This window comes from Streptomyces sp. NPDC001904, assembly GCF_040297005.1.
Lineage (GTDB): Bacteria > Actinomycetota > Actinomycetes > Streptomycetales > Streptomycetaceae > Streptomyces.
In genome coordinates this window covers 415,827-442,412 of sequence record NZ_JBEOYI010000004.1, presented here as the reverse complement: position 1 = coordinate 442,412, position 26,586 = coordinate 415,827, and the positions used below count along the sequence as shown (strand labels likewise).

Sequence of the window (26,586 nt, the reverse complement as noted above, 5' to 3'; positions counted from 1 at the left end):
CCCCGTTCGACGCAGCCTCCCCGCACCTCATGTCCGGGGAGGCCTCGCCATGTTGACGCCCGTGCGGCAACCGGGCCTGACGCCGGGTCACCCGATGTCGGGCGGATCCACCCGCACGCGCACCGGCTCGACCCCGCCGCGCGCCATCCGTGCCGCCTGCGCCTGCTTGAGGGCGGTCGCCAGGGCGGCGCCGCTGCCCGGCGGGACCCGCACGAGGGCCCGCTCCCAGTGCTCACCGGGCGGGGGCGCGCCCGGCCTGCGTGTCCCCCCGCCGCCGCTCTCGGGCACCGGAACGGGCCCCAGCACCTCGGCGTCCGCGGGCAGCTCGACCGCCGCCAGGAAGGCGGCCAGCGCGTCCGGCGCCCCGCTCACCGCGGCCATCCGTGACACGGGCGGGAACCCCAGCTCGGCGCGGTCGGCGAGTTCCCGCACCGCGTGGCCCACCGGGTCCCAGCGCACCAGCGCCTGCACGGGCCGCAGCGTCGGCTCGGCCACGACGACGACGGTGCCGCCCGCCTCCTGGGGTCTGACCAGCGCGGACGCGGCGATCCAGCGCCGCAGCGCCTCCTCACCGGCCCGCAGATCGGGCCGCCCGAGCATGGCCCAGCCGTCAAGCAGCAGGGCCGCCGCGTAGCCCCCCTCGGCCACCGGCTCGGCGCCCGGCGTGCTCACCACGAGCGCCGGCTCCCCGGAGACGGTGTCGAGCACCTGCTCGCGCCCCGACGTCCGCACCGGCACGGCGGCGAACGCCCGCCCCAGTTCCTCGGCGGTCCGCCGGGCGCCGACGACCTGGGCCCGCAGCCGGGTGCCGCCGCACTCGGCGCAGCTCCAGCCGGGCTCCTCGCGGCCGCACCAGCCGCAGGCCAGCACCCCGGTCGCCTCCCGCGCCTCCAGCGGCCCGGCACACGCCCGGCACCGGGCGGGCTCCCGGCAGCGCTGGCAGGCGAGCCGGGGCACGTATCCGCGCCGGGGCACCTGCACCAGGACGGGTCCCTCGCGCAGCGCCGTCCGCGCCGTCTCCCACGCGATGCTGGGCAGCCGGGCCGCCCGCGCCGCCTCGTCCCGCGCGAGATCGAGGTCGCCGACGGTCCGCACGAGCGGCGCGGCCCGCCGGACCTCGGCCCGCGGAGCGGCGATCGCGGCGGCCCATCCGCTGCGCACCAGCTGCGCGGCCTCGACGGTGCAGCTCCAACTCCCGGCCAGGAAGGCGCACTTGTCCCGGGCGGCCCGCAGTTCGAGGACCTCCCGCACGTGCGGGAACGGCGCATGGTCGTCGCTGTGGTGGGCGTCCCCGTCGTCCCACACCACGACGAGCCCCGGATCACGTACGGGAGCGAACATGGCGGCCCGGGTCCCGACCACGGCCCGCACCACCCCGCGCCGCACGGCGAGCCACTCCGAGTACCGCCGCTGCTGCCCGGCCTCGGCGGTCAGCAGCGCATGCTGTCCCGGCCCGAGCTCCTGCTGGAGCGCCCGGTCGACACGGGCCGCGAGCCGCACGGTCGGTACGACGACCAGGGCCCCGCGCCCCGAGGCCAGGGTGGCCCGCACGGCCCGGGCGATCTCCTCGGCCCACTCGGGACCGGGCAGCGCGGTCCACACGGCCCGCGGCGCGCCCCCCGCGGCGAGCGCGGCGACGAAGTCGGCCCCCCGCTCGTACCGCTGCCAGGAACCGGGCTCGGGCGCCGTGGGCGGCGCGGGCGGAGGCGGGAACGTGCGCGCCTCGGCCTTGGCGTGCCGGGGCGGGATCGCCAGTTGCAGCACATCGGCGAGGCTCCCCGCGTACCGGTCGGCCACCGCCCGCGTCAGCCCCAGCAGCTCCGGGCCGAGCACCTGCTCGGGTGAGACGACCTGTGCCAGGGCGGCAAGGGGGCCCTGGTACTCGGCCTCGGCGACCCGCTCGACGAGGAACCCGTCGATGAGCCCGCCGCCCTCGCGCCGCCCGTCCCGCACGTTCTTCGACCCGGCTCCGAACCGCACCCGGACCCGGACCCCCGGCTGCGCGACCGCGTCCAGCTCCTCGGGCACCGCGTACTCGAAGTACCGGTCGAGATGCAGCACCCCCTTGTCGACGAGGACCCGCGCGACGGGCAGCTCCTTGGCCAGCGCGGCCCCCCGCCACGTCCGCGGCTTGGCCTTCGGCGCCCTGGCCCGGCGCACGCTCTCCCGGATCAGCGCGAGCTGCTCGGGCTCCTCCGCTCCGCCGTCCCGCTCGGACCTGCCGTTCTCGCTGCTCACAGGTGCATTCCTACCAGAGGGCACCGACAGTGGTCCGGGTCCGGGAAAGCAAGCGGGCCCGGCTCTCCCGAAGGAGAACCGGGCCCACAGGGCGGGGACGCGGGGCCTACAGCCCGGCGGCCTTGCGCAGCGCGTCGACGCGGTCGGTCTTCTCCCACGTGAAGTCGGGCAGCGCGCGCCCGAAGTGGCCGTAGGCGGCCGTCTGGGAGTAGATCGGGCGGAGCAGGTCGAGGTCGCGGATGATCGCGGCCGGACGGAGGTCGAAGACCTCGGAGATCGCCGACTCGATCTTGTCGGTGTCGACCGTCGCCGTGCCGAACGTCTCGACGAACAGACCCACCGGCTCGGCCTTGCCGATCGCGTACGCGACCTGGACCTCGCAGCGCGAGGCCAGACCGGCGGCCACGACGTTCTTGGCGACCCAGCGCATGGCGTAGGCGGCCGAGCGGTCGACCTTGGACGGGTCCTTGCCGGAGAAGGCGCCGCCGCCGTGGCGGGCGTAGCCGCCGTACGTGTCGATGATGATCTTGCGGCCGGTGAGGCCGGCGTCGCCCATCGGGCCGCCGATCTCGAAGCGGCCGGTCGGGTTCACCAGCAGGCGGTAGCCCTCGGTCTCCAGCTTGATGCCGTCGTCCAGGAGCGCCTTCAGCTCCGGCTCGACGACGAACTCGCGGATGTCGGGAGCGAGCAGCGACTCCAGGTCGATGTCGGAGGCGTGCTGCGAGGAGACCACGACCGTGTCGAGGCGGACGGCCTTGTCGCCGTCGTACTCGATGGTGACCTGCGTCTTGCCGTCGGGGCGCAGGTAGGGGATCGTGCCGTTCTTGCGGACCTCGGACAGGCGGCGCGACAGGCGGTGCGCGAGGTGGATCGGGAGCGGCATCAGCTCCGGGGTCTCGTCGCACGCGTAGCCGAACATCAGGCCCTGGTCGCCCGCGCCCTGCTTGTCGAGCTCGTCGTCATCGCCCTCGACCCGCTTCTCGTACGCGGTGTCGACGCCCTGCGCGATGTCCGGGGACTGCGAGCCGATCGAGACGGAGACGCCGCACGAGGCGCCGTCGAAGCCCTTCTTCGACGAGTCGTAGCCGATCTCCAGGATCTTCTCGCGCACGAGCTGCGCGATCGGCGCGTACGCCTTGGTGGTGACCTCGCCGGCCACGTGCACGAGGCCCGTGGTGATCAGCGTCTCGACGGCGACGCGGGACGTGGGGTCCTCGCGGAGCAGCGCGTCGAGAATGGTGTCGCTGATCTGGTCAGCGATCTTGTCGGGGTGACCCTCGGTCACGGACTCCGAGGTGAACAGGCGACGGGACACAACGCTCCCTGTGGTTGCAGCGGCTGCTGGCTGATCATTTGCGGACGGGTTCGGGAGCTGCGCCCGACGACGTCCGGGAAACAGTTTATCGGTCGTGCTCGCTCGCCGGACCACGTGTCTCGCCTACTGGGAGCGCTGTGACCTGCGACACCGCATTCTCCGATATGACGATCGGTCTTAGGAAGAGTGCCGGACGCCCGAAATTACGGCGTTTCCGTGGTTTCGATGCATCCAATGGGGCGAAAGCGTTTTTTCATCCCTCGTGGGGCAACCGGGGCACGACGGCATCCCAGATCCGGTCCGCGAGGGCTTCCTTGGGGCCGTGGGGCACCGGGGTCTCACGGCCGTCGGCGCCGAGGATGACGGCCTCGTTCTCCTCCGCGCCGAACGTCTTGCGCTCCCCCACTTCGTTGACGACGAGCAGGTCACAGCCCTTGCGGGCGAGCTTGGCGCGTCCGTTGGCGAGGACGTCGTCGGTCTCGGCGGCGAAGCCGACGACCACCTGGCCGGGGCGCGGCCGCCCGGCGGAGATCTCGGCGAGGATGTCGGGATTGCGGACGAGGACGATCGGCGCGGGCTCCTCGCCGTCCTTCTTCTTGATCTTCCCGGTGGCGTACGTCTCCGGGCGGAAGTCGGCGACGGCGGCCGCCATGACGACCGCGTCGGCGTCGGCGGCCGCCTTCAGGACCGCCTCCCGCAGCTGGACGGCGGTGCCCACGTGGACGACGTCGACACCGGCCGGGTCGGGCAGGCCCGCGTTCGCGGACAGCAGCGTGACCCGGGCGCCGCGCGCGGCGGCGGTGCGGGCGAGCGCGTAGCCCTGCTTGCCGGAGGAGCGGTTGCCGAGGAAGCGGACCGGGTCGAGGGGCTCGCGGGTGCCGCCGGCGCTGACGACGACGTGCCGGCCGGTCAGATCCGGGGCCTCGGCGCCGCGGGCGAGCACCCGGCGCACGTACTCGAAGATCTCGACCGGGTCGGGGAAGCGGCCCTTGCCGGTGTCCACGCCGGTGAGCCGGCCGACGGCGGGCTCGATGACGAGGGCGCCGCGGCGGCGCAGCGTGGCGACGTTCTCCTGGGTCGCCGGGTGCTCCCACATCTCGGTGTGCATGGCGGGCGCGAAGATCACCGGACAGCGGGCGGTCAGCAGGGTGTTCGTCAGGAGGTCGTCGGCGAGGCCGTGGGCGGCCTTGGCGAGCATGTCCGCGGTGGCCGGGGCGACGACGACCACGTCCGCGTGCTGGCCGATCCGCACGTGCGGGACCTCGTGGACGGAGTCCCAGACCTCGGTGGAGACCGGGTTGCCGGACAGCGCGGACCAGGTCGCGGCGCCGACGAAGTGGAGCGCCGAGTCCGTGGGCACGACGCGTACGTCGTGGCCGGACTCCGTCAGGCGACGCAGCAGCTCGCACGCCTTGTAGGCGGCGATCCCGCCGCTGACTCCCAGAACGACCTTCGGCTTCGACGACACCGGCTCTCCCCTGACTCCACTGCGTACGAGGAAACGTACGACTCCATGACACACCACAGGCCCGACAGCGGCGCTGTCGGGCCTGTGGTGACGACGAACGAGGGTGTTACTGCGCCGGGCCCTCGATGGCCTCGGACGTCAGCAGACCCGCGTTGATCTCGCGAAGGGCGATCGAGAGGGGCTTCTCGTGGACGTGGGTGTCCACCAGCGGGCCGACGTACTCGAGCAGGCCCTCACCGAGCTGCGAGTAGTACGCGTTGATCTGACGCGCGCGCTTGGCGGCGTAGATGACCAGGCTGTACTTCGAGTCGGTTGCTTCGAGCAGCTCATCAATCGGCGGGTTGATGATGCCCTCGGGCGCGGTGATGGAAGAGGACACTCTCTGCCTTCCGATGGGGGCCGGGACCGGAGTCCCGACTGGGGTAAAGATCAAAGGACCTTCATCAAGGCTAGCAGCTCGCGGGCCACGTCCTCGACGGAGGTGTTGACAAGGGTCGTGTCGAACTCCGCCTCCGAGGCCAGCTCCACCTTCGCGGTGTCGAGGCGGCGCTCGATCACCTCGGCGGACTCGGTACCGCGCCCGGTGAGCCGGCGCACCAGCTCGTCCCAGCTCGGCGGGGCGAGGAAGACCAGCTGCGCCTCGGGCATCGACTCACGGACCAGGCGGGCGCCCTGGAGGTCGATCTCGAGGAGCACCGGCTCGCCCGCGTCGAGGCGGTCGAGGACGGCACGCCGCGGGGTGCCGTAGCGGTTCCCCGCGAACTCGGCCCACTCAAGGAGCTCGCCGTTGGCGATCAGCTTGTCCATCTCCTCGTCGGTGACGAAGAAGTACTGGACTCCGTGCTTCTCGCCCGGGCGCGGCTTGCGGGTCGTCGCCGACACCGAGAGCCAGACCTCGGGGTGTTCCTTGCGCATATGAGCGACGACCGTGCTCTTGCCGACCCCGGAGGGGCCGGAGAGCACGGTCAGCCGCGGACGTTCACTCATGCAGCGATTATTCCAGTTGTTCCGGAGTGCCCGGACCAGCCCCGGGGCCGGTCCGGAGTCACTCAGGCGCCGGTGCTGCCGAACTCGCGCTCCAGGGAGGCGATCTGGTTGGAACCGAGACCGCGGACCCGGCGGGATTCGGAGATCCCGAGGCGCTCCATGATCTGCTTGGCGCGGACCTTGCCCACGCCCGGCAGGGACTCGAGCAGGGCGGAGACCTTCATCTTGCCGATGACGTCGTTCTCCTGGCCCTGCTTGATGACCTCGTGCAGGGAGGCGCCGGAGTGCTTGAGTCGATTCTTGACCTCGGCCCGCTCCCGGCGAGCCGCGGCGGCCTTTTCGAGCGCGGCTGCGCGCTGTTCAGGGGTAAGGGGCGGAAGAGCCACGCCTACGTCACCTCGGATGTCAACTGTCGGATACGGACCGGTGAGGAACCTAGTCGCCCCACACCTGGTGAGCTACGAGCAACGCGCTTGCCTGCGTTCGCCCGTTCGCTCTCGTCGGAGACTAGCGGCCACGGCGGTCAGAGTCAGCGAGAACAGAGGAAAAGTCCTGGTCAGCCTCTCCCAGGCCGCGCATTTCGGGCATATCGTCTGCTAAATCGGTCAGGATTCGGACGCTCGGCCAAAGGTCGGCACGCAGTGCCACCCCTGAGCAGCCTCAATTCGCGGTCCCGACCGCCTCACGCACCTCGTCCGCGAACCGCACGGCCGCGTCCCGCAGCGCCGTCACGGAGGGCCCTTCCTTCAGGACGGCCCGGCTCACGTTCGGTACGACGTTGTGGACCGCGGAGCCGAAGACGGCCGGAAGATCGGCCGCCGTGGCGCCCTGCGCGCCGATGCCGGGCGCGAGGAGCGGGCCGTTGATGTCGAGCGCGTACGAGGAGAGGTCGCCCAGGGTCGCGCCGACGACCGCGCCGAAGGAGCCCATGGGGGCCGCGCCGGCGTTCTCCTCGGCGAGGTGCGCGAGCATCGTGGCGCCCACGTTCCGTCCGTCGGCCCGCACGGCGTGCTGGACCTCGCCGCCCTCCGGGTTGGAGGTCAGGGCCAGCACGAAGAGTCCGGCGCCGGACTCGCGCGCCAGGTCCACGGCCGGCTTGAGCGAGCCGTAGCCGAGGTACGGGGACACGGTCAGGGCGTCCACGAACAGCGGGGAGTCCTGGTGCAGGTAGGTCTGCGCGTACGCGGCCATGGTCGAGCCGATGTCGCCGCGCTTGGCGTCCATGACGACGAGGGTGCCGGCGGCGCGCAGGTCGGCGACCGCCTGCTCCAGGACCGCGACGCCGCGTGAGCCGAACCGCTCGAAGAAGGCCATCTGCGGCTTGACCACGGCGACCGTCTCCGCCAGCGCCTCGACGCTGGTCCGGGTGAAGGCCTCCAGGCCCGCGATGTCGTCCTTCAGGCCCCAGGAGGCCAGGAGGGCGGCGTGCGGGTCGATGCCGACGCAGAGCGGGCCGCGCTCGTCCATGACGCGGCGCAGACGTGCGCCGAAGGGCTCCAGGACGGTCATGCGGACACCTTCTTCACATCGGCGCCGACGGCGTCGGCGAGCGTGGCGTACGGGGAGTTGTTCAGGCGGGCGGCGAGGCCCTTGTGGATCGCGCGGGCGTAGCACGGGCCCTCGTAGATGAAGGCCGAGTAGCCCTGGATGAGCGTGGCCCCGGCGAGGATGCGCTGCCAGGCGTCCTCGGCGTTCTCGATGCCGCCGACGCCGACGAGGGTGATCCGGTCCCCCACGCGCGCGTAGAGGCGCCTGAGGACCTCCAGGGAGCGCTCCTTGAGGGGCGCGCCGGACAGGCCGCCGGTCTCGTTCACGACGTCGCCCGTGGTCTTCAGGCCCTCGCGGGAGATCGTCGTGTTGGTGGCGATGATGCCGTCCAGGCCCAGCTCGACGGCCAGGTCGGCGACGGCGTCGACGTCCTCGTCGGCGAGGTCGGGGGCGATCTTCACCAGGAGGGGGACGCGGCGCGCGCGCACGGTGCGGTCGGCGGCCTCGCGCACGGCGGTCAGCAGGGGGCGCAGCGCCTCGGTGGCCTGGAGGTTGCGCAGGCCGGGCGTGTTCGGCGACGAGACGTTCACGACGAGGTAGTCGGCGAACGCGGCGAGCCGCTCGGTGGACTTCACGTAGTCGCCGACGGCCTCGGCCTCGGGGACGACCTTGGTCTTGCCGATGTTCACGCCGACCGTGGTCCTGAAGACCGGGTTGCGCGAGGCCAGCCGGGCGGCGACGGCCAGCGAGCCCTCGTTGTTGAAGCCCATGCGGTTGATGAGGGCGCGGTCCTGCACGAGGCGGAAGAGGCGCTTCTTGGGGTTGCCGGGCTGCGGCTCGCCGGTGACGGTGCCGATCTCGATGTGGTCGAAGCCGAGCATCGACATGCCGTCGATCGCGATGGCGTTCTTGTCGAAGCCGGCGGCGAGGCCGAAGGGCCCGTGCATCCGGAGACCGAGGGCCTCGGTGCGCAGCTCCTTGTGGCGGGGGGCCAGGGCGGCCGCCACGAAGGTGCGCAGGACCGGGGTGCGGGCCGCGAGGCGGATCCAGCGGAAGGCGAGGTAGTGGGCCTTCTCGGGGTCCATGCGCTTGAAGACGAGGTTGAAGAACAGCTTGTACATGACTGAAGTCCTAGTGGTGCGCGCGAGGCGGTGGGCTCATGAAGAGGGGGACACCGTTGTGGTGTCCCCCTCTTGGGCTGCTAGTCGCGGGCCGCGGTCAGGTGTTCCGCGTGTTCCTGCAGTGAGCTGACGCCCACGTCGCCGTGGTTGAGCGCGTCGATGCCCTGGACGGCGGCCGCGAGGGCCTGGACCGTGGTCAGGCAGGGCACGGAGCGGGCGACGGCGGCCGTGCGGATCTCGTAGCCGTCGAGGCGGCCGCCGGTGCCGTACGGCGTGTTGACGATCAGGTCGACGTCACCGTCGTGGATGAGCTGGACGATCGTCTTCTCGCCGTTCGGGCCCTCGCCCTCGGACTGCTTGCGCACGACGGTGGCGTTGATGCCGTTGCGCTTGAGGACCTCGGCGGTGCCGGAGGTGGCCATCAGCTCGAAGCCGTGGGCGACGAGCTCGCGCGCCGGGAAGATCATCGAACGCTTGTCGCGGTTGGCGACGGAGATGAACGCGCGGCCCTTGGTCGGCAGCGGACCGTAGGCGCCCGCCTGCGACTTGGCGTAGGCCGTGCCGAAGACGGAGTCGATGCCCATGACCTCGCCGGTGGAGCGCATCTCCGGGCCGAGGACCGTGTCGACGCCGCGGCCGTGGATGTCGCGGAACCGCGACCACGGCATGACGGCCTCCTTGACGGAGATCGGCGCGTCCAGCGGCAGGGTGCCGCCGTCGCCGTTCTTCGGGAGCAGGCCCTCGGCGCGCAGCTCGGCGACGGTGGCGCCCAGCGAGATGCGGGCGGCGGCCTTCGCGAGCGGCACCGCGGTCGCCTTCGAGGTGAAGGGGACGGTGCGCGAGGCGCGCGGGTTGGCCTCCAGGACGTAGAGGATGTCTCCCGCCATCGCGAACTGGATGTTGATCAGGCCGCGCACGCCGACGCCCTTGGCGATGGCCTCGGTCGAGACGCGCAGGCGCTTGATGTCGTAGCCGCCGAGGGTGATCGGGGGCAGGGCGCACGCCGAGTCGCCGGAGTGGATGCCGGCCTCCTCGATGTGCTCCATGACGCCGCCGAGGTACAGCTCCTCGCCGTCGTAGAGGGCGTCGACGTCGATCTCGATGGCGTCGTCGAGGAAGCGGTCCACGAGGACCGGCCGCGAGGGGCTGATCTCGGTGGACTCCTCGATGTACGCGGACAGGCGGGTCTCGTCGTAGACGATCTCCATGCCGCGGCCGCCGAGCACGTACGACGGGCGGACGAGGACCGGGTAGCCGATCTCGTCGGCGATGGCCTTGGCCTCGGCGAAGGTGGTGGCGGTGCCGTGCTTGGGCGCGGGCAGACCGGCCTCGGCGAGCACCCGGCCGAAGGCGCCGCGGTCCTCGGCGGCGTGGATCGCCTCCGGGGAGGTGCCGACGACGGGCACGCCGTTGTCCTTGAGCGCCTGGGCGAGGCCCAGCGGGGTCTGGCCTCCGAGCTGCACGATGACGCCCGCGATCGGGCCCGCGAGGGACTCGGCGTGCACGATCTCCAGCACGTCTTCCAGCGTCAGCGGCTCGAAGTACAGGCGGTCGGAGGTGTCGTAGTCCGTGGAGACCGTCTCCGGGTTGCAGTTGACCATCACGGTCTCGTAGCCCGCGTCGCTGAGCGCGAAGGAGGCGTGGACGCAGGAGTAGTCGAACTCGATGCCCTGGCCGATGCGGTTCGGGCCGGAGCCCAGGATGATCACGGCGGGCTTGGTGCGCTGCGCGACCTCGGACTCCTCGTCGTACGAGGAGTAGAAGTACGGGGTCTTCGCGGCGAACTCGGCGGCGCAGGTGTCGACCGTCTTGTAGACCGGGCGGACGCCGAGCGCGTGCCGGACCTCGCGGACGACGTCCTCGCGCAGGCCGCGGATCTCGGCGATCTGGTGGTCGGAGAAGCCGTGCCGCTTGGCCTCGGCGAGCAGGGACGCGTCGAGGCGCTCGGCGGCCGCGAGCTCGTCGGCGACCTCCTTGATCAGGAACAGCTGGTCGACGAACCACGGGTCGATCTTCGTGTAGTCGAAGATCTCCTCGGGCGTGGCACCGGCGCGGATCGCGTCCATGACGGTGTTGATCCGGCCGTCGGTCGGGCGCACGGCCTCTTCGAGGAGCGCGGTCTTGTCGCCGACCGGGCCCACGAAGGTGAACTGGCTGCCCTTCTTCTCCAGGGAGCGCAGCGCCTTCTGGAACGCCTCGGTGAAGTTGCGGCCGATGGCCATGGCCTCGCCGACCGACTTCATGGTCGTGGTCAGCGTGGAGTCGGCGCTCGGGAACTTCTCGAAGGCGAACCGCGGGGCCTTGACGACCACGTAGTCGAGCGTCGGCTCGAAGGAGGCCGGCGTCTTCTCGGTGATGTCGTTGGGGATCTCGTCGAGCGTGTAGCCGACGGCCAGCTTCGCGGCGATCTTCGCGATCGGGAAGCCGGTCGCCTTGGAGGCGAGCGCCGAGGAGCGCGAGACGCGCGGGTTCATCTCGATGACGATGACACGGCCGTCGTCGGGGTTGATCGCGAACTGGATGTTGCAGCCGCCGGTGTCGACGCCGACCTCGCGGATGATCGCGATGCCGATGTCGCGCAGCCGCTGGTACTCGCGGTCGGTGAGCGTCATCGAGGGCGCGACGGTGATCGAGTCGCCGGTGTGGACGCCCATCGGGTCGAAGTTCTCGATGGAGCAGACGACCACGACGTTGTCGTTCTTGTCGCGCATCAGCTCCAGCTCGTACTCCTTCCAGCCGAGGATGGACTCCTCCAGGAGCACCTCGGTGGTCGGGGAGAGCGTGAGGCCCTGGCCGGCGATGCGGCGCAGCTCCTCCTCGTCGTGCGCGAAGCCGGAGCCGGCGCCGCCCATGGTGAAGGAGGGGCGGACGACGACGGGGTAGCCGCCGAGCGTGTCGACGCCCTTGAGCACGTCGTCCATGGAGTGGCAGATGACCGAGCGGGCGGACTCGCCGTGGCCGATCTTCTTGCGGACCTCTTCCACGACGCCCTTGAAGAGGTCGCGGTCCTCGCCCTTGTTGATCGCCTCGACGTTGGCGCCGATCAGCTCGACGCCGTACTTCTCCAGGACGCCCTGCTCGTGCATGGAGATGGCCGTGTTGAGGGCCGTCTGACCGCCGAGGGTCGGGAGGAGCGCGTCGGGGCGCTCCTTGGCGATGATCTTCTCGACGAACTCGGGGGTGATCGGCTCGACGTACGTGGCGTCGGCGATCTCCGGGTCGGTCATGATCGTCGCCGGGTTGGAGTTCACGAGGATGACCCGCAGGCCCTCGGACTTCAGGACGCGGCACGCCTGGGTGCCGGAGTAGTCGAACTCGGCGGCCTGGCCGATGACGATCGGGCCCGAGCCGATGACCAGGACGGACTGGATATCGGAGCGCTTAGGCACGCTGGCCCTCCATCAGGGAGACGAAACGGTCGAACAGGTAGGCGGCGTCGTGGGGACCGGCCGCCGCCTCCGGGTGGTACTGGACGGAGAAGGCCGGCTGGTCGAGCAGCTGGAGGCCTTCGACGACCTGGTCGTTCAGGCAGACGTGCGAGACCTCGGCGCGGCCGAACGTCGTCTCGCTCACCTTGTCGAGCGGCGCGTCCACGGCGAAGCCGTGGTTGTGCGCGGTGACCTCGACCTTGCCGGTGGTGCGGTCCTGCACCGGCTGGTTGATGCCGCGGTGGCCGTACTTCAGCTTGTACGTGCCGAAGCCGAGGGCGCGGCCGAGGATCTGGTTGCCGAAGCAGATGCCGAACAGCGGCGTCTTCCGCTCCAGGACGGCGGTCATCAGCGCGACCGGGCCCTCGGCGGTGGCCGGGTCGCCCGGGCCGTTGGAGAAGAACACCCCGTCGGGGCCGACGGCGTAGACGTCGTCGACGGTCGCCGTGGCGGGCAGCACGTGCACCTCGATGCCGCGCTCGGCCATGCGGTGCGGGGTCATGCCCTTGATGCCGAGGTCGACGGCGGCGACGGTGAACTTCTTCTCGCCGACCGCCGGGACGACGTAGGCCTCCTTGGTGGCGACCTCCTCGTACAGGCTCGCGCCCTTCATCTGCGGCTGCGCCTGGACCTTCGCGACGAGCTCGGCGTCGGCCGGGAGCGTCTCGCCGGAGAAGATGCCGGAGCGCATGGAGCCGCGCTCGCGCAGGTGGCGGGTGAGGGCGCGGGTGTCGACGCCGCTGATGCCGACGATGCTCTGGGCGACCAGCTCGTCGTCGAGCGAGCGCCGCGAGCGCCAGTTCGACGGGATGCGGGCGGGGTCGCGCACGACGTAGCCCGAGACCCAGATGCGGCTCGACTCGTCGTCCTCGTCGTTCCAGCCCGTGTTGCCGATCTGCGGGGCGGTGGCGACCACGATCTGGCGGTCGTACGACGGGTCGGTGAGGGTCTCCTGGTAGCCGGTCATGCCGGTGGAGAACACGGCCTCGCCGAAGGTCTCCCCCACGGCCCCGTAGGCGCGGCCGCGGAACACGCGGCCGTCCTCCAGGACGAGAACGGCGGGAAGCACCTTTGTCCTCTTCGAGGGACTCCCCTGCTGTGAGGTGGTCATCGTGCGGTGCCTTCCGTCGTGATGGGCGTGTTGATCATGTTGTTGATGGTGGTGACCCACTCGGCCTGCTCGGCCGCCTGGTCGGAGCGGAAGCCGGAGTCGATCAGCTTGTCGCCGTGCGCCCAGGTGACGATCAGCAGACCGCCCTCCGTGAGCACCTTGCCGGCGATGCCCTTGTCGAGCCTGGCCTCGCGCAGCGCCTGCGCCGGGACGAAGAAGTCGGCCGCTCCGGGGCGTACGACGTCCAGGCCCTCGTCCGTCAGCGTCAGCTCGACGCGGCTGCGGGTACCGAGGCCGTGCGCCACGATGCGGTCGAGCCACTGCCCGGCCGTGGTCGAGCCGTGGTAGCGGCCGCTCAGCTCCAGTTTCGCCGGGCCCCGCTCACTCGGCGCGGCGGGCAGCGGCGGCAGGTCGCTCTGGAGCGTGCCGCGCCACTTCCAGCCCTGGCGCATCAGCCAGTAGACGAGCGCGATGAAGAGCAGCAGTCCGACGATCCAGCCGATCCGGTCGGGCCAGTCGGTCACGTCCGCCGACTTCTGTTCGGCGGCCAGGTGCAGCAGAGGTGTCACGCGAGCTTCCCGTCGGCGAGGGTGGCCTTGCCCCGCAGCCAGGTGTGGGTGACGCGCCCCGGCAGCTCACGGCCCTCGTACGGGGTGTTGCGGCTGCGGGAGGCGAAGCCCGCGGGGTCAACGTCTCCACGGTAGTCGGCGTCGACCAGAACCAGGTTGGCGGGCTCACCTGCCGAGACGGGGCGTCCGTGGCCGGCCGCCTGCCCGATCTCGGCGGGCTTGACGGACATCCGGTCCGCGACGCCCGCCCAGTCGAGCAGGCCCGTCTCGACCATCGTCTGCTGGACCACGCTCAGCGCGGTCTCCAGGCCGACCATGCCCATGGCGGCGGCGGCCCACTCGCAGTCCTTGTCCTCGTGCGGGTGCGGGGCGTGGTCGGTGGCGACGATGTCGATGGTGCCGTCGGCCAGCGCCTCGCGCAGCGCCATGACGTCCTTCTCGGTGCGCAGCGGCGGGTTCACCTTGTACACCGGGTTGTACGAGCGCACCAGCTCGTCGGTGAGGAGCAGGTGGTGCGGGGTGACCTCGGCGGTGACGTCGATGCCGCGGGACTTGGCCCAGCGGACGATCTCGACGCTGCCCGCGGTCGACAGGTGGCAGATGTGGACGCGGGAGCCGACGTGCTCGGCGAGCAGGACGTCCCGGGCGATGATCGATTCCTCGGCGACGGCGGGCCAGCCGCCCAGGCCCAGCTCGGCGGAGACGGTGCCCTCGTTCATCTGGGCGCCCTCGGTGAGCCGGGGCTCCTGCGCGTGCTGGGCGACGACGCCGCCGAAGGCCTTCACGTACTCCAGGGCGCGGCGCATGATCACGGCGTCGTGGACGCACTTGCCGTCGTCGGAGAAGACGGTGACGCCCGCGGCGGACTCGTGCATGGCGCCGAGCTCGGCGAGCTTGCTGCCCTCCAGGCCGACCGTGACGGCACCGATGGGCTGCACGTCGCAGTAGCCGTGCTCCTGGCCGAGCCGGTAGACCTGCTCGACGACGCCGGCGGTGTCGGCGACGGGGAAGGTGTTGGCCATGGCGAAGACGGCGGTGTAGCCACCGGAGGCGGCGGCCTGCGTGCCGGTCAGGACGGTCTCGGAGTCCTCGCGGCCCGGCTCGCGCAGGTGGGTGTGGAGGTCGACGAGGCCCGGCAGGAGCACCTTGCCCCCGGCCTCGACGACGGTCTCGACGCCCTCGGTGCTGAGGCCGGTGCCGACCTCGGCGATGACGGCTCCGTCGATCAGGACGTCCTGCGGCTCGCCGCCGAGCACCTTCGCACCACGGATCAGGATCTTGCTCATGTCGTTCAGTTCCCCTCGGTACGGGTGTGCGTGACGGCGGGCTCGTTGCCGCCCAGAAGCAGGTAGAGGACGGCCATCCGGGTGTGGACCCCGTTGGCGACCTGTTCGACGACCGTGCAGCGCTCGGAGTCGGCGACCTCGGCGGTGATCTCCATGCCGCGGACCATCGGGCCCGGGTGCATCACGATGGCGTGCTCCGGCATCCTCGCCATGCGGTCGCCGTCGAGGCCGTAGCGGCGGCTGTACTCGCGCTCGGTCGGGAAGAACGCGGCGTTCATGCGCTCGCGCTGCACGCGGAGCATCATCACGGCGTCGGTCTTCGGCAGCGTGCTGTCCAGGTCGTAGCTGACCTCGCAGGGCCAGGACTCGACGCCGACCGGCAGCAGGGTGGGCGGCGCGACGAGGGTGACCTCGGCGCCGAGCGTGTGCAGCAGGTCGACGTTGGAGCGGGCGACGCGGCTGTGCAGGACGTCGCCGACGAGGGTGACGCGCTTGCCGTCCAGGCCCTGCCCGATCCCGGCGTCCCGGCCGACCAGGCGGCGGCGCATGGTGAAGGCGTCGAGCAGCGCCTGGGTGGGGTGCTGGTGGGTGCCGTCGCCGGCGTTGATGACGGGGGCGTCGATCCAGCCGGAGGTCGCGAGCCGGTACGGGGCGCCGGAGGCGCTGTGCCGGATGACGACCGCGTCGACGCCCATGGCCTCGAGCGTCTGGGCGGTGTCCTTCAGGGACTCGCCCTTGGAGACGCTGGAGCCCTTGGCGGCGAAGTTGATGACGTCGGCGGACAGGCGCTTCTCGGCGGCCTCGAACGAGATCCGCGTCCGCGTCGAGTCCTCGAAGAAGAGGTTGCAGATGGTCCGGCCGCGCAGGGCGGGCAGTTTCTTGATGGGCCGGTCGGCGACCCGCGCCATCTCCTCGGCGGTGTCGAGGATGAGGACGGCGTCGTCGCGGGTGAGGTCGGCGGCCGAGATGAGGTGTCGCATCATCGGGGGTGCTCCGTAAGGAAGTTCAGGACGTTTCGGGGCATACGGGCGCGCGCGGGCGCACCTGTCTCGCCGTACGTGGCACACGTACGGCAGGAGAGGTGGCTACTGCTCGGCCGGCTTGGCGCCGAGCAGCACGGCGTCGCGGCCGTCCTCCTCGGCGAGCTGGACCTTGACCGCCTCCCGCAGCGACGTGGGGAGGTTCTTGCCGACGTAGTCGGCGCGGATCGGCAGTTCGCGGTGGCCGCGGTCGACGAGGACCGCGAGCTGCACGGCGCGCGGGCGTCCGATGTCGTTCAGCGCGTCGAGGGCGGCGCGGATGGTGCGGCCCGAGAAGAGCACATCGTCGACGAGCACGACGAGCCGGCCGTCGATGCCCTCGGCGGGGATGTCGGTACGGGCCAGCGCGCGCGGCGGGTGCATCCGCAGGTCGTCGCGGTACATCGTGATGTCGAGCGAGCCGACGGGAATGGCGCGGCCGGTGATCTCTTCGAGCTTGTCGGCCAGGCGGCGGGCGAGGAAGACGCCCCGCGTGGGAATGCCCAGGAGGACCACGTCCTCGGCACCCTTGGCGCGCTCGACGATCTCGTGGGCGATACGGGTCAGTACCCGCGCGATGTCAGGGCCTTCGAGAACGGACCGGGCATCGGAATTCTGTGTGTCCATACGAAACGGACCCCCTTCTCCGCCTCACGGGACGGACCTTAAAGGACGTCGGAATTGCGCCATCCACACTACCAGGCCCGCAACACCGCTGATCACCCGCCTGAAGGTGCGAGAACGCCGGATTCGGGAGATGGTCGGTACGGACCATTCGGCTTGACGCGGCCAAGTAACGCTGCGTAACCTCACAGTGAGTTACCAGCCACGCGGCGCAGCCGCTAAGTGATGCAGTGTCCGGGGAGCTATATGTCCAGCGAATACGCCAAACAGCTCGGGGCGAAGCTCCGCGCGATCCGTACCCAGCAGGGCCTTTCCCTCCACGGTGTCGAGGAGAAGTCCCAGGGCCGCTGGAAGGCGGTCGTGGTCGGTTCGTACGAGCGCGGCGACCGTGCCGTGACCGTGCAGCGCCTCGCCGAGCTGGCGGACTTCTACGGCGTGCCGGTTCAGGAGCTGCTTCCGGGCACCACCCCGGGCGGTGCCGCCGAGCCGCCGCCGAAGCTGGTTCTCGACCTTGAGCGGCTGGCCCACGTGCCGCCGGAGAAGGCGGGCCCGCTGCAGCGCTACGCCGCCACGATCCAGTCGCAGCGCGGTGACTACAACGGCAAGGTGCTGTCGATCCGCCAGGACGACCTGCGCACGCTCGCGGTCATCTACGACCAGTCGCCCTCGGTCCTGACCGAGCAGCTGATCAGCTGGGGCGTGCTCGACGCCGACGCGCGCCGCGCCGTGGCCCACGAAGAGGCCTGATCCGGACCCGTCCGGCGGACCCGCTGAGGGTTATCAGAAGAAACGTCACACCGAGGGGCGGAGCCGACCGGCTCCGCCCCTCGGGCGTCACTGCCCCGCCTTGTACAGCCGCCCGATGACCTCGGGCAGCAGCCGCTCGCTCAGTTTCGGCGGCAGCGCCTGGAGGACCGCGAGGACCGGTGCCATCCGCCGCGGCAGCACCCCGCCCTCCCCCACGCCCGCGAGAGCCAGCGCGATCTCGACCTCCTCGGGTGTCAGCGCGTCCGGGTCCAGCGAGGCCGCGGCCTCGACGATCGCCGGATCGACCCGCACCGGACCGGCCGCCCGCGCCCGTCCCACGGCCTTCTCCAGCTCGCCGAGGAGCAGCCGCACGGTCGCCTCGTCCGCGACCGCCGCCGTCACCGTCAGATGCAGATTGGCCGGCGAGGATCCGAAGGCCGGCTGTGGCTGGAGGTACCAGCCGCTCTCGCGCATCTCGTCCGCCACGACGAAGACATCCACCTCCGGGTCGTCCGAGGCGACCGCGATGAGCGACGCCTCGGGCCGGGCGAGCAGTCGCAGACCGTCGATGGCCCGAACACCGTCGGCGAGGTCGAGGGTCGTGCGGTGTACGCGCGTCGACAGCGCGGTGTAACCATCGGTCCCGACGCGCTCGGTCACCGCCCAGGCCGCGGCGAGCGGTCCGGCGGACTTGGTGCCCTGGAGGGTGGAGTTGACGACGGGATAGCCGGGCCAGGAGGCGTGCGCGAACCATCCGTGGCGGCGCAGCTCGGCGTCCGCGAAGAGCAGCAGCGAGGCGCCCTTCGCCGCGTAGCCGTACTTGTGCAGATCGACGGAGAGCGAGGTGACGCCCGGGACGGTGAGGTCGAAGTCGGGGACGTCCGGGGCGTCCGCCGCGCGCCTGAGGTGGCCCAGGTACCAGCCGCCGATGCAGGCGTCGACATGGCAGAGGACCCCGCGCCGCGCGGCCAGGGCGGCGACCTCGGCGACCGGGTCGACGACACCGTGCGCGTACGAAGGGGCGGAGACGACGACCAGGGCCGTGTGCTCGGTGATCGCCGCCGCGACGTCGGCGGGGCGCACCTTGAAGGTGGCCGGATCGACGGGCACGGTCACCACGTCGAGACCGAAGAGCTCGGCCGCCTTGTGGAACGCCGCGTGCGCGGTGTCCGGGAGGACCAGCTCGGGACGGGTCACCCCCCGTGTCCTGCACGCGTGCTGGCGGGCCGTCAGTACGGCGAGGAGGCAGCTCTCGGTGCCGCCGCTGGTGAAGGTGCCCGCTCCCCCGCCGAGCAGCGCGGTGGCGCGCCGCACCAGGTCGTTCTCCAGCTCGACGACGCTCGGGAAGGCCGTCATGTCGAGTCCGTTGACTCCGGCGAAGGCGGCCTGCGCGGCGACTCCGAGCTCTTCGAGGCCGTCGAGCCCGGAGTCGTAGACGTAGGCCATGGTGCGTCCGCCGCGCACGGGCAGGTCGCCCGACCGCAGCTCGGCGAGACGCTCCAGGATCGCGTCGTGATCGGTACTCATGCGGGACTCTCCTCGTCGTACGGGGCGATGGCACTGCCGGAAGGGGTCAGGCGGCGGAACGCGTCTCGGCCGCGTCCCGCAGGCGGGTCAGCCCGGCCTCGGTGAGCCGGTAGCGGGCCAGCAGCGGAAGGCTCAGGAGGAGCAGCACGGCGGGCAGCACGCCGAAGCCGGTCACGATCGCGGTGAGCGCCGAGCCGGGCTGGGCCACCCGGTGGTCGGCGTCGGAGGAGACGAAGCCGCCGAGCGAGAGCACGAGCCCGAACAGGCCGGGCCCCAGGGCGAGTCCGAGCGTCTCGCCCGCGGTCCACAGTCCGGTGAAGACGCCCGCCCGGCGCCGTCCGCTGGTGTACGCGTCGGCGGCGATCGCGTCGCCGAGCATGGCGAGCGGCAGCATCTGCATGCCCGCGTACCCGATGCCGGCCAGGGCCACGGAAGCGTAGATCAGCGCGTCGGGCAGGTGTCTTCCCGCAGCCGCGCCCAGCGCGCCGACGAGGAAGCAGAGCGAGGCGCCGATGGCCGCGTCGCGCTTGCCGCCCCGGCGGCCGACGGCCAGCCACAGCGGCATCGCGAGCAGCGACGGCACGATGAGGCAGGCGAAGAGGACGGTCGTGGCGCTCGGCCGGTCCAGGATGTACGTGGCGAAGTACTGGGTGCCCGCGAGCATCAGGCCGGTCGCGGCGGCCTGCACCACGAAGGCGGCGAGCAGCCAGAAGAAGGGCGCGTTGCCGCGGGCGGCGCGCAGTTGGGCCCGCAGGCCGGGCTCGCTGGTGGTGCGGATGACGGTCCGGGTCCCGGCCGTCGCGCCCACGGCGGCGAGCATCCCGCATGCGAGGACCGCGCCGATCACCAGGCCCATCAGCCGGTAGCCGCCCGCACTCCCCCGGTCGTCGGCCGTGGAGCCCGCGAGCACCGGAGCGACGGCGCCCGACAGCAGGATCGCCACGGCGAGGAAGGCGACGCGCCAGGACATCACGCGGGCGCGCTCGTCGGGGTCGGCGGTGAGTTCCGCGGGCAGCGCGACGTACGGGACCTGGAAGAAGGCGTACGCGGAGGCCGTCAGCAGGAAGAGCACGGCGACGTACGCGGCGGCGGGCCCGCCTTCGAGGCCGCCGGGCGCCGCGAACATGGCGGCGAAGCAGAGCGGCATGGTGACGGCCCCGAGCAGCATCCAGGAGCGGCGCGGGCCGAAACGGGAGCGGGTGCTGCGGTCGGAGAGGCTGCCGATCCACGGGTTGAGCAGCACGTCCCACGCCTTGGGCAGGAAGACCAGGAGTCCGGCGAGGCCCGCGCCGACGCCGAGGACGTCGGTCAGGTAGTAGAGCAGCAGCAGACCGGGGACGGTACCGAAGGTGCCGGTGGCGAAGGAGCCGAGGCCGTAGCCGATCCGGACCCGGGCGGAGAGGCCTGTTGGGGACATGGCGAGAACTTACGCAGGATCCCCCGGAACGCACCAGGCCCGAAGCAGAACAATGTTCAGGTTCTGCTTCGGGCCTGCGAGCTTGCTGATCGACTGCGGCTTTTATGCCTCGTCGCGGCGCAGCGACGGCTTCAGGTCCTTGAAGCGGGCCAGAAGTCCGTTGATGAACGCCGGGGACTCGTCGGTGGAGAACTCCTTGGCCAGGGAGACGGCCTCGTCGAGCACCACGGCGTCCGGGGTCCCGTCGACCCAGATCAGCTCGTACGCGCCGAGCCGCAGGATGTTGCGGTCGACGACGGGCATCCGGTCGAGGGTCCAGTCGACGGCGTACTGCGAGATCAGGTCGTCGATCCGGCGCGCCTTGGGGGCGTACCCCTCGACCAGCTCCATCGTGTACTCGCTGACCGGCGGCTGCTGCGGGTCGCTGTGCGAGTTCTTGACCCAGTCGGCGAGCACCGTGACGACGTCGGCGCCGCGCTGGTCGGCCTCGAAGAGGATCTGGAAGGCTCGCTTGCGGGCCGTGTTACGGGCGGCCACGGTTAGCTGTTCACCCGGCCGAGGTAGCTGCTGTCACGGGTGTCGACCTTGATCTTCTCGCCCGTGGTGATGAAGAGCGGGACCTGGATCTGGTGGTCCGTCTCCAGCGTGGCGGGCTTGGTGCCACCGGTGGACCGGTCGCCCTGGACGCCCGGCTCGGTCTCCTTGACGACCAGCTCGACGGCGGCCGGCAGCTCGACGAAGAGCACCTCGCCCTCGTGCTGGGCGACCGTGGCGGTGAAGCCCTCGATCAGGAAGTTGGCGGCGTCGCCGACGGCCTTGCGGTCGACCATGAGCTGGTCGTAGGTCTCCATGTCCATGAAGACGAAGTACTCGCCGTCCATGTACGAGAACTGCATGTCGCGCTTGTCGACAGTGGCCGTCTCGACCTTGACGCCGGCGTTGAACGTCTTGTCGACGACCTTGCCGGAGAGCACGTTCTTGAGCTTGGTGCGCACGAAGGCAGGGCCCTTGCCGGGCTTGACGTGCTGGAACTCGACGACGGACCAGAGCTGGCCCCCGTCGAGCTTGAGCACCAGGCCGTTCTTGAGGTCGTTCGTGGAAGCCACGGTTGCGGAATCTCCTGGACTGACGTGGACGACCCCGGGTCCCGCGCCCAGCCCTACGGGGCTAGAGCGCGAGCAGCTCCTTGGTCGTGATGGTGAGTAGCTCGGGTCCGCCGTCCGCCTCGGGGCGGACGACGAGCGTGTCATCGATCCGGACGCCGCCCCGGCCCGGGAGGTGGACCCCCGGTTCGACGGTGACCGGCACACAAGCGTCAAGTTTACCCATGGCGGCGGGGGCCAACTGCGGGTCCTCTTCGATTTCGAGTCCCACCCCGTGTCCGGTCAGCTGCGCGAGTCCGTCACCATACCCTGCGGCGTCCAGTACCTGACGGGCGGCCCGGTCCGCTTCCCGGCACTCCACGCCCGGCGCCAGGCTCTCCCGGCCGGCCCGCTGAGCGGCGAAGACCAGGTCGTAGAGGTCGATCTGCCAGTCGGCGGGCGAGGTCCCGATGACGAAGGTGCGGCCGATCTCGCAGCGGTAGCCGCGGTAGGTGGCGCCCAGGCAGACGGAGAGGAAATCTCCCTCCTCGACCCTGCGGTCGCCGGGCCGGTGCCCGCCGCGCCCGGAGTTCGGTCCGGTGCCGACCGAGGTGGGGAAGGCGGGGCCGTCGGCGCCGTGATCGACAAGTCGACGTTCCAGCTCCAGGGCGAGATGCCGCTCGGTGCGGCCCACGAGGATCGATTCGAGGAGTTCGCCCAGCGCCTGGTCGGCGATCTCCGCGGCGATCCGCAGACAGGAGAGCTCCTCCGCGTCCTTGACCAGGCGCAGCTGCTCGACGGCCCGGTTGAGATCGGCGAGCCGCAGCCCGGGGGCGACCGAGCCGAGCGCCCGGTGCCGGGCCACCGTCAGATGGTGCTCCTCGACGGCGAGCGAGTCGGCGCCCCGGGCGGCGGCCACGTCCGCGGCGGCGACGGCCGCGTCCCCGGCGGGCGCGGACAGCACCTGCACCCGCAGATCCTCGTCGGCCCGGCCCTCCGCGGTCTGCCCGCTGGGCGGGCGCCCGCACAGCAGCACGTCCTCGCCGCCGCCGGGCTCCCGGCCCAGCAGGAGCACCGCGCCGTGCGGCGCCGCTCCGGCGAGATAGCGGACATTGGCGGGCCGCGACACCAGGGCGGCCGCACTGCCGCCCGCTGCCGCACGCTCTCTCAGCCGGTCCCGTCGGGCCGCGTACACCTCTGCCATGAGGCCGAGCGTACGAGCGGGCGCGCGACCCGGCCGGTTCAGCGCGTCCGGACGGGGACGGGACGTACGTTCTCCAGGGGACCGGAGTGGCTCAGGGGTGACGATTCACCACTGGGGCGGGCTGGCGATGGCCCGGGCGAGCACGTCGTCGAGCACCTGCGCGGTGCCGGCCACGTCGAGCTGGGAATTGTCGATGATCGGCAGGCCCGAGCCGTACCAGCCGGCCATGCGGCCGTGGATGCGGGCGACCTCTTCGTCGGTCAGCCGGCGGTTGCCGCTGCGCTGGGCGTTGCGCTCCAGGACGATCTCCAGGCCCGGCAGCAGCACGACGGGCAGCAGCCCGGGCCCCACGTGCCGCTTCCAGCCACCGAGGCCGACGACCGGCCGGTCGGGGAAGACGGCGTCGTCGAGAATGCACGAGATCCCGTTCGCCAGGAAGTTGCGCGCGGCGAAGCCGCAGGTGCGGCGGGCCAGCCGGTACTGGGCCTCGCTGTGGTCGTTCCACCCGGACTGCGGGTCGGCGAATCCGGACCGCACCCATTCCCGTACGTCGTCCAGGCTGATGTGCGCCGTGGGCACCCGGCGGCACTCCGCCCAGTACTTGGCGACGCTGGTCTTGCCGGCGCCCGCGGGGCCGATCAGCAGGACGGCGAGGGTGATGGCGCCCGGGTCGGCCGGTGCCTGTGCGGGCGGCGGGCTCGGCACGGCGACCGGGCCGCCGGGCGGGAGCTGCACGTGTCCCGTGGTGTCCCGGTGCGGCGGCACCGGCGGATACGGGTGCGGCGGCGGGGCGGGCGGGTGGTGCGGGGCGCCGGTGAAACCGGGCGCGCCGGGCTGCTGCTGCGCCGGGCTCCCGGCGGTGGCCGGGCCCGGGCCCGGGCCGTGCCCCGGCTGATGGGGCGGTGGCAGCGGAGACCCCACTGCGTGCTGCATCCGGTGCCACTCCGTCTCGTACAACCGTCAGGGAGGCGTCGGCGAACCGAGCGCTATCGAACGGTACCGTCCCGGGCCGTCGTTGTGTGAACGGCCCGGGCGGCCGCAAAGTGCCCGGCCCTCAACGAGCGTGGCTATTCGGCCACTTCACCGTAGGCGGCGAGCAGGACGGCGGGGTCCGGGCCCTCCAGGACGGTGGGCTTGCCGAGGCCGTCGAGGACGATGAAGCGCAGCAGGTCGCCGCGGGACTTCTTGTCGACCTTCATCGTCTCCAGCAGCTTGGGCCACTGGTCGTAGCGGTACGACAGCGGCAGCCCCACCGACTCCAGGACGGTGCGGTGCCGGTCGGCGGTCGCGTCGTCCAGCCGGCCCGCCAGACGCCCGAGTTCGGCGGCGAAGTGCATGCCGACGGAGACGGCCGCGCCGTGCCGCCACTTGTAGCGCTCGTTCTTCTCGATGGCGTGGGCGAGCGTGTGACCGTAGTTGAGGATCTCGCGCAGGCCCGACTCCTTGAGGTCGGAGGAGACCACCTCGGCCTTGACCTTGATGGCACGCTCGATCAGCTCGGAGGTGTGCGGCCCGGCGGGCGTCCGTGCCGCCTGCGGGTCCTCCTCCACCAGCTCCAGGATCCGCTCGTCGGCGATGAACCCGGCCTTGATGACCTCGGCGAGCCCGGACACGTAGTCGTTGACCGGGAGCGAGTCGAGGGCGGCCAGGTCGCACAGGACGCCGGCCGGCGGGTGGAAGGAGCCCACGAGGTTCTTGCCCTCGGCGGTGTTGATGCCGGTCTTGCCGCCGACCGCCGCGTCCACCATGGCCAGCACGGTGGTCGGGATGGCGATCCAGCGCACTCCGCGCAGCCAGGTCGCGGCCACGAACCCGGCGAGGTCGGTGGTGGCACCGCCGCCGACGCCGACGATGACGTCGGAGCGCGTGAAGTTCGACTGGCCGAGCGCCTTCCAGCAGTAGGCGGCGACCTCGGCGGTCTTGGCCTCCTCCGCGTTCGGCACCTGGATGGCGACGGCCTCGAAGCCCTGGTCGGCCAGGTCGGCGCGGAGCGCCTCGCCGGTCTCGGCCAGCGCCTCGGGGTGCACGATGGCCACCCGCTTGACCCGGTCGCCGATCAACTGGCCCAGCTCGCCCAGGAGCTGACGGCCCACCAGCACCTCGTAGGGGTCGGTGCCCGCGGTGCCGCCGACCTGGATACGGGTGATCTGCTCGCTCATGCCTGCTTCAGCTCCAGTGCGTCGAGGACGGCCGCTGCGACCTCGTCGGGTGTGCGGCCGTCGGTGGCGACGACCACCCGGGCGACCTCGGTGTACAGATGGCGGCGCGCCTCCATCAACTCCCGCCACTGCTTGCGCGGGTTGACGGCGAGCAGCGGCCTCGCCACGTTCAGACCGGTCCGCTTGACGGCTTCCTCGACGTCCATCGAGAGGAAGACCACGGGCTGTCCCTCGAGCAGTGCCCGGGTGTCGGCGTCGAGGATCGACCCGCCGCCGAGCGCGAGGACCCCCTCGTGCCCGGCCAGCGCCGTGGCGACGGCCGCCTTCTCGATGGCGCGGAAGCTCGCCTCGCCCTCGTCGACGAAGATGTCCGCGATGGTCCGGCCCTGCGCGCTCACGATGTCGTCGTCGGTGTCCCGGTAGGAGCAGCCGAGCCGCTCGGCGAGCAGCGCGCCCACCGTCGACTTGCCCACGCCCATGGGCCCGACGAGGACGACCCTCGGCCCGCTCACCGGATCTGGAGGTTGTCGAGGTAGGACCGCACGTTGCGCCGGGTCTCGGGCACGCTGTCGCCGCCGAACTTCTCGGCGACGGCGTCCGCGAGGACGAGGGCGACCATGGCCTCGGCGACGATGCCGGCGGCCGGCACGGCGGAGACGTCGGAGCGCTGGTGGTGGGCCTGCGCGGCCTCGCCGGTGGCGACGTCGACGGTCTTCAGGGCGCGCGGCACGGTCGCGATCGGCTTCATCGCGGCGCGGACCCGCAGCAGCTCACCGGTGGTCAGGCCGCCCTCGGTGCCGCCGGAGCGGCCGGAGACGCGGCGGATGCCCTCGGCGGTGTTGACGATCTCGTCGTGGGCCTGCGAGCCCGGCACCCGGGCCAGGTCGAAGCCGTCGCCGATCTCGACGCCCTTGATGGCCTGGATGCCCATGAGGGCGCCCGCGAGCCGGGCGTCGAGCTTGCGGTCCCAGTGCACGTGCGAGCCGAGGCCCACCGGCACGTCGTAGGCCAGCACCTCGACGACGCCGCCGAGGGTGTCGCCGTCCTTGTGGGCCTGGTCGACCTCGGCGACCATCGCCTTCGAGGCGACGGCGTCCAGGCAGCGCAGCGGATCGGCGTCCAGCTTCTCCACGTCGGCCGGCGTCGGGTACACGCCGTGCGGGGCCTTGACGGAGCAGAGCTCGACGACGTGGCTGACGATCTCGATGCCCGCCGTCTCCTTCAGGTACGACCGGGCGATCGCGCCGAGGGCGACCCGGGCCGCGGTCTCGCGCGCGGAGGCGCGCTCCAGGATCGGCCGCGCCTCGTCGAAGCCGTACTTCTGCATGCCCGCCAGGTCGGCGTGGCCGGGGCGGGGGCGGGTCAGCGGCGCGTTGCGCGCGAGGTCCTTGAGGATCTCGGGGTCGACGGGGTCGGCCGCCATGACCTGCTCCCACTTCGGCCACTCGGTGTTGCCCACCATGACCGCGACCGGGGAGCCCAGGGTCAGGCCGTGCCGGACGCCGCCCAGGAAGGTGACCTCGTCCCGCTCGAACTTCATCCGCGCGCCGCGGCCATAGCCGAGGCGCCGCCGTGCCAGGTGGTCCGCCACCATCTCCGTGGTGATCGGAACGCCGGCGGGAAGCCCCTCCAGCGTCGCGACAAGTGCGGGTCCGTGCGACTCCCCCGCGGTCAGCCAGCGCAACCTGCTCAACGGTGCTCCTCATGCTCGCGCTCTGCGTTACGGCTCTGCGGGCGGCCCCGGACGGCACATGTCCGGCCCACCGCGCATCCTCTGATCCTCCCATGCCCGGCCG

Annotated in this window: 24 protein-coding genes; 1 reads left to right on the top strand and 23 read right to left on the bottom strand. The window is 71.7% G+C overall.

The window, feature by feature from the left end:
- Positions 1–87 precede the first annotated feature (87 nt).
- From ABT127_RS09150 to pyrR, 14 genes are all read right to left on the bottom strand, one after another.
- Positions 88–2,238, bottom strand: coding sequence for a primosomal protein N' (locus ABT127_RS09150; RefSeq protein ID WP_351446163.1), 2,151 nt, complete (start codon positions 2,236–2,238; stop codon positions 88–90).
- A 106-nt stretch (positions 2,239–2,344) separates the two neighbouring features.
- On the bottom strand, positions 2,345–3,553 hold the full coding sequence (gene metK / locus ABT127_RS09145) for a methionine adenosyltransferase (RefSeq protein WP_351446161.1): 1,209 nt from the start codon (positions 3,551–3,553) through the stop codon (positions 2,345–2,347).
- A gap of 253 nt (positions 3,554–3,806) precedes the next feature.
- Positions 3,807–5,021, bottom strand: a complete 1,215-nt coding sequence (gene coaBC, locus ABT127_RS09140; protein WP_351446159.1) for a bifunctional phosphopantothenoylcysteine decarboxylase/phosphopantothenate--cysteine ligase CoaBC — start codon at positions 5,019–5,021, stop codon at positions 3,807–3,809.
- Positions 5,022–5,127: 106 nt separating this feature from the next.
- The gene (rpoZ, locus tag ABT127_RS09135) at positions 5,128–5,400 is read right to left on the bottom strand and encodes a DNA-directed RNA polymerase subunit omega (protein WP_005319902.1); all 273 of its coding nucleotides are present in this window, start codon (positions 5,398–5,400) and stop codon (positions 5,128–5,130) included.
- 50 nt (positions 5,401–5,450) lie between these two features.
- Positions 5,451–6,008 carry a guanylate kinase gene (gene gmk / locus ABT127_RS09130; RefSeq protein ID WP_351446158.1) on the bottom strand — a complete coding sequence of 186 codons (558 nt, stop codon included), beginning with the start codon at positions 6,006–6,008 and terminating at the stop codon, positions 5,451–5,453.
- Between the two features lie 62 nt (positions 6,009–6,070).
- Positions 6,071–6,394 carry an integration host factor gene (locus tag ABT127_RS09125; RefSeq protein WP_026246651.1) on the bottom strand — a complete coding sequence of 108 codons (324 nt, stop codon included), beginning with the start codon at positions 6,392–6,394 and terminating at the stop codon, positions 6,071–6,073.
- 274 nt (positions 6,395–6,668) lie between these two features.
- Positions 6,669–7,517: an orotidine-5'-phosphate decarboxylase gene (pyrF, locus tag ABT127_RS09120; RefSeq protein WP_351446156.1), complete on the bottom strand. Its 849-nt coding sequence runs from the start codon at positions 7,515–7,517 to the stop codon at positions 6,669–6,671.
- A complete protein-coding gene (locus ABT127_RS09115) occupies positions 7,514–8,617 on the bottom strand; it encodes a quinone-dependent dihydroorotate dehydrogenase (protein ID WP_351446154.1) in 1,104 nt (367 codons plus the stop codon). The genes pyrF and ABT127_RS09115 overlap by 4 nt, the downstream gene beginning before the upstream one ends.
- 80 nt (positions 8,618–8,697) lie before the next feature.
- Positions 8,698–12,006, bottom strand: a complete 3,309-nt coding sequence (gene carB / locus ABT127_RS09110; protein ID WP_351446152.1) for a carbamoyl-phosphate synthase large subunit — start codon at positions 12,004–12,006, stop codon at positions 8,698–8,700.
- Positions 11,999–13,156, bottom strand: a complete 1,158-nt coding sequence (gene carA / locus ABT127_RS09105) for a glutamine-hydrolyzing carbamoyl-phosphate synthase small subunit (protein WP_351446150.1) — start codon at positions 13,154–13,156, stop codon at positions 11,999–12,001. Before carA ends, carB begins: the two co-directional genes overlap by 8 nt.
- A complete protein-coding gene (locus tag ABT127_RS09100; RefSeq protein ID WP_351446148.1) occupies positions 13,153–13,725 on the bottom strand; it encodes a PH-like domain-containing protein in 573 nt (190 codons plus the stop codon). The genes carA and ABT127_RS09100 overlap by 4 nt, the downstream gene beginning before the upstream one ends.
- On the bottom strand, positions 13,722–15,011 hold the full coding sequence (locus ABT127_RS09095; protein ID WP_351446146.1) for a dihydroorotase: 1,290 nt from the start codon (positions 15,009–15,011) through the stop codon (positions 13,722–13,724). The genes ABT127_RS09100 and ABT127_RS09095 overlap by 4 nt, the downstream gene beginning before the upstream one ends.
- 5 nt (positions 15,012–15,016) lie before the next feature.
- The gene (locus ABT127_RS09090; protein ID WP_351446144.1) at positions 15,017–15,994 is read right to left on the bottom strand and encodes an aspartate carbamoyltransferase catalytic subunit; all 978 of its coding nucleotides are present in this window, start codon (positions 15,992–15,994) and stop codon (positions 15,017–15,019) included.
- Positions 15,995–16,096: 102 nt separating this feature from the next.
- Positions 16,097–16,657 carry a bifunctional pyr operon transcriptional regulator/uracil phosphoribosyltransferase PyrR gene (gene pyrR / locus ABT127_RS09085; protein WP_351446142.1) on the bottom strand — a complete coding sequence of 187 codons (561 nt, stop codon included), beginning with the start codon at positions 16,655–16,657 and terminating at the stop codon, positions 16,097–16,099.
- Positions 16,658–16,900: 243 nt separating this feature from the next.
- Between pyrR and bldD the strand changes: the two genes are divergently transcribed.
- On the top strand, positions 16,901–17,401 hold the full coding sequence (gene bldD / locus ABT127_RS09080) for a transcriptional regulator BldD (RefSeq protein WP_093894511.1): 501 nt from the start codon (positions 16,901–16,903) through the stop codon (positions 17,399–17,401).
- Positions 17,402–17,488: 87 nt separating this feature from the next.
- Here bldD and ABT127_RS09075 read toward each other — a convergent pair whose 3' ends face one another.
- From ABT127_RS09075 to aroC, 9 genes are all read right to left on the bottom strand, one after another.
- Positions 17,489–18,928, bottom strand: a complete 1,440-nt coding sequence (locus ABT127_RS09075; protein WP_351446140.1) for a pyridoxal phosphate-dependent decarboxylase family protein — start codon at positions 18,926–18,928, stop codon at positions 17,489–17,491.
- Positions 18,929–18,974: 46 nt separating this feature from the next.
- Complete coding sequence (locus ABT127_RS09070) at positions 18,975–20,345, bottom strand: MFS transporter (RefSeq protein ID WP_351446138.1); 1,371 nt, start codon at positions 20,343–20,345, stop codon at positions 18,975–18,977.
- 102 nt (positions 20,346–20,447) lie between these two features.
- Positions 20,448–20,882, bottom strand: a complete 435-nt coding sequence (nusB, locus tag ABT127_RS09065) for a transcription antitermination factor NusB (protein ID WP_351446136.1) — start codon at positions 20,880–20,882, stop codon at positions 20,448–20,450.
- 2 nt (positions 20,883–20,884) lie between these two features.
- A complete protein-coding gene (gene efp / locus ABT127_RS09060; RefSeq protein WP_111665655.1) occupies positions 20,885–21,451 on the bottom strand; it encodes an elongation factor P in 567 nt (188 codons plus the stop codon).
- 61 nt (positions 21,452–21,512) lie between these two features.
- Positions 21,513–22,631 carry a M24 family metallopeptidase gene (locus tag ABT127_RS09055; RefSeq protein ID WP_351446134.1) on the bottom strand — a complete coding sequence of 373 codons (1,119 nt, stop codon included), beginning with the start codon at positions 22,629–22,631 and terminating at the stop codon, positions 21,513–21,515.
- 105 nt (positions 22,632–22,736) lie between these two features.
- The gene (locus ABT127_RS09050; protein ID WP_351446132.1) at positions 22,737–23,564 is read right to left on the bottom strand and encodes a Pro-rich N-terminal domain-containing protein; all 828 of its coding nucleotides are present in this window, start codon (positions 23,562–23,564) and stop codon (positions 22,737–22,739) included.
- Between the two features lie 134 nt (positions 23,565–23,698).
- A complete protein-coding gene (aroB, locus tag ABT127_RS09045; protein ID WP_351446130.1) occupies positions 23,699–24,790 on the bottom strand; it encodes a 3-dehydroquinate synthase in 1,092 nt (363 codons plus the stop codon).
- Positions 24,787–25,302, bottom strand: coding sequence for a shikimate kinase (locus ABT127_RS09040; RefSeq protein WP_351446128.1), 516 nt, complete (start codon positions 25,300–25,302; stop codon positions 24,787–24,789). Before ABT127_RS09040 ends, aroB begins: the two co-directional genes overlap by 4 nt.
- Entirely contained in the window at positions 25,299–26,483 is a 1,185-nt protein-coding gene (aroC, locus tag ABT127_RS09035) for a chorismate synthase (RefSeq protein ID WP_351446126.1), read from the bottom strand. The genes ABT127_RS09040 and aroC overlap by 4 nt, the downstream gene beginning before the upstream one ends.
- Positions 26,484–26,586: the final 103 nt, after the last annotated feature.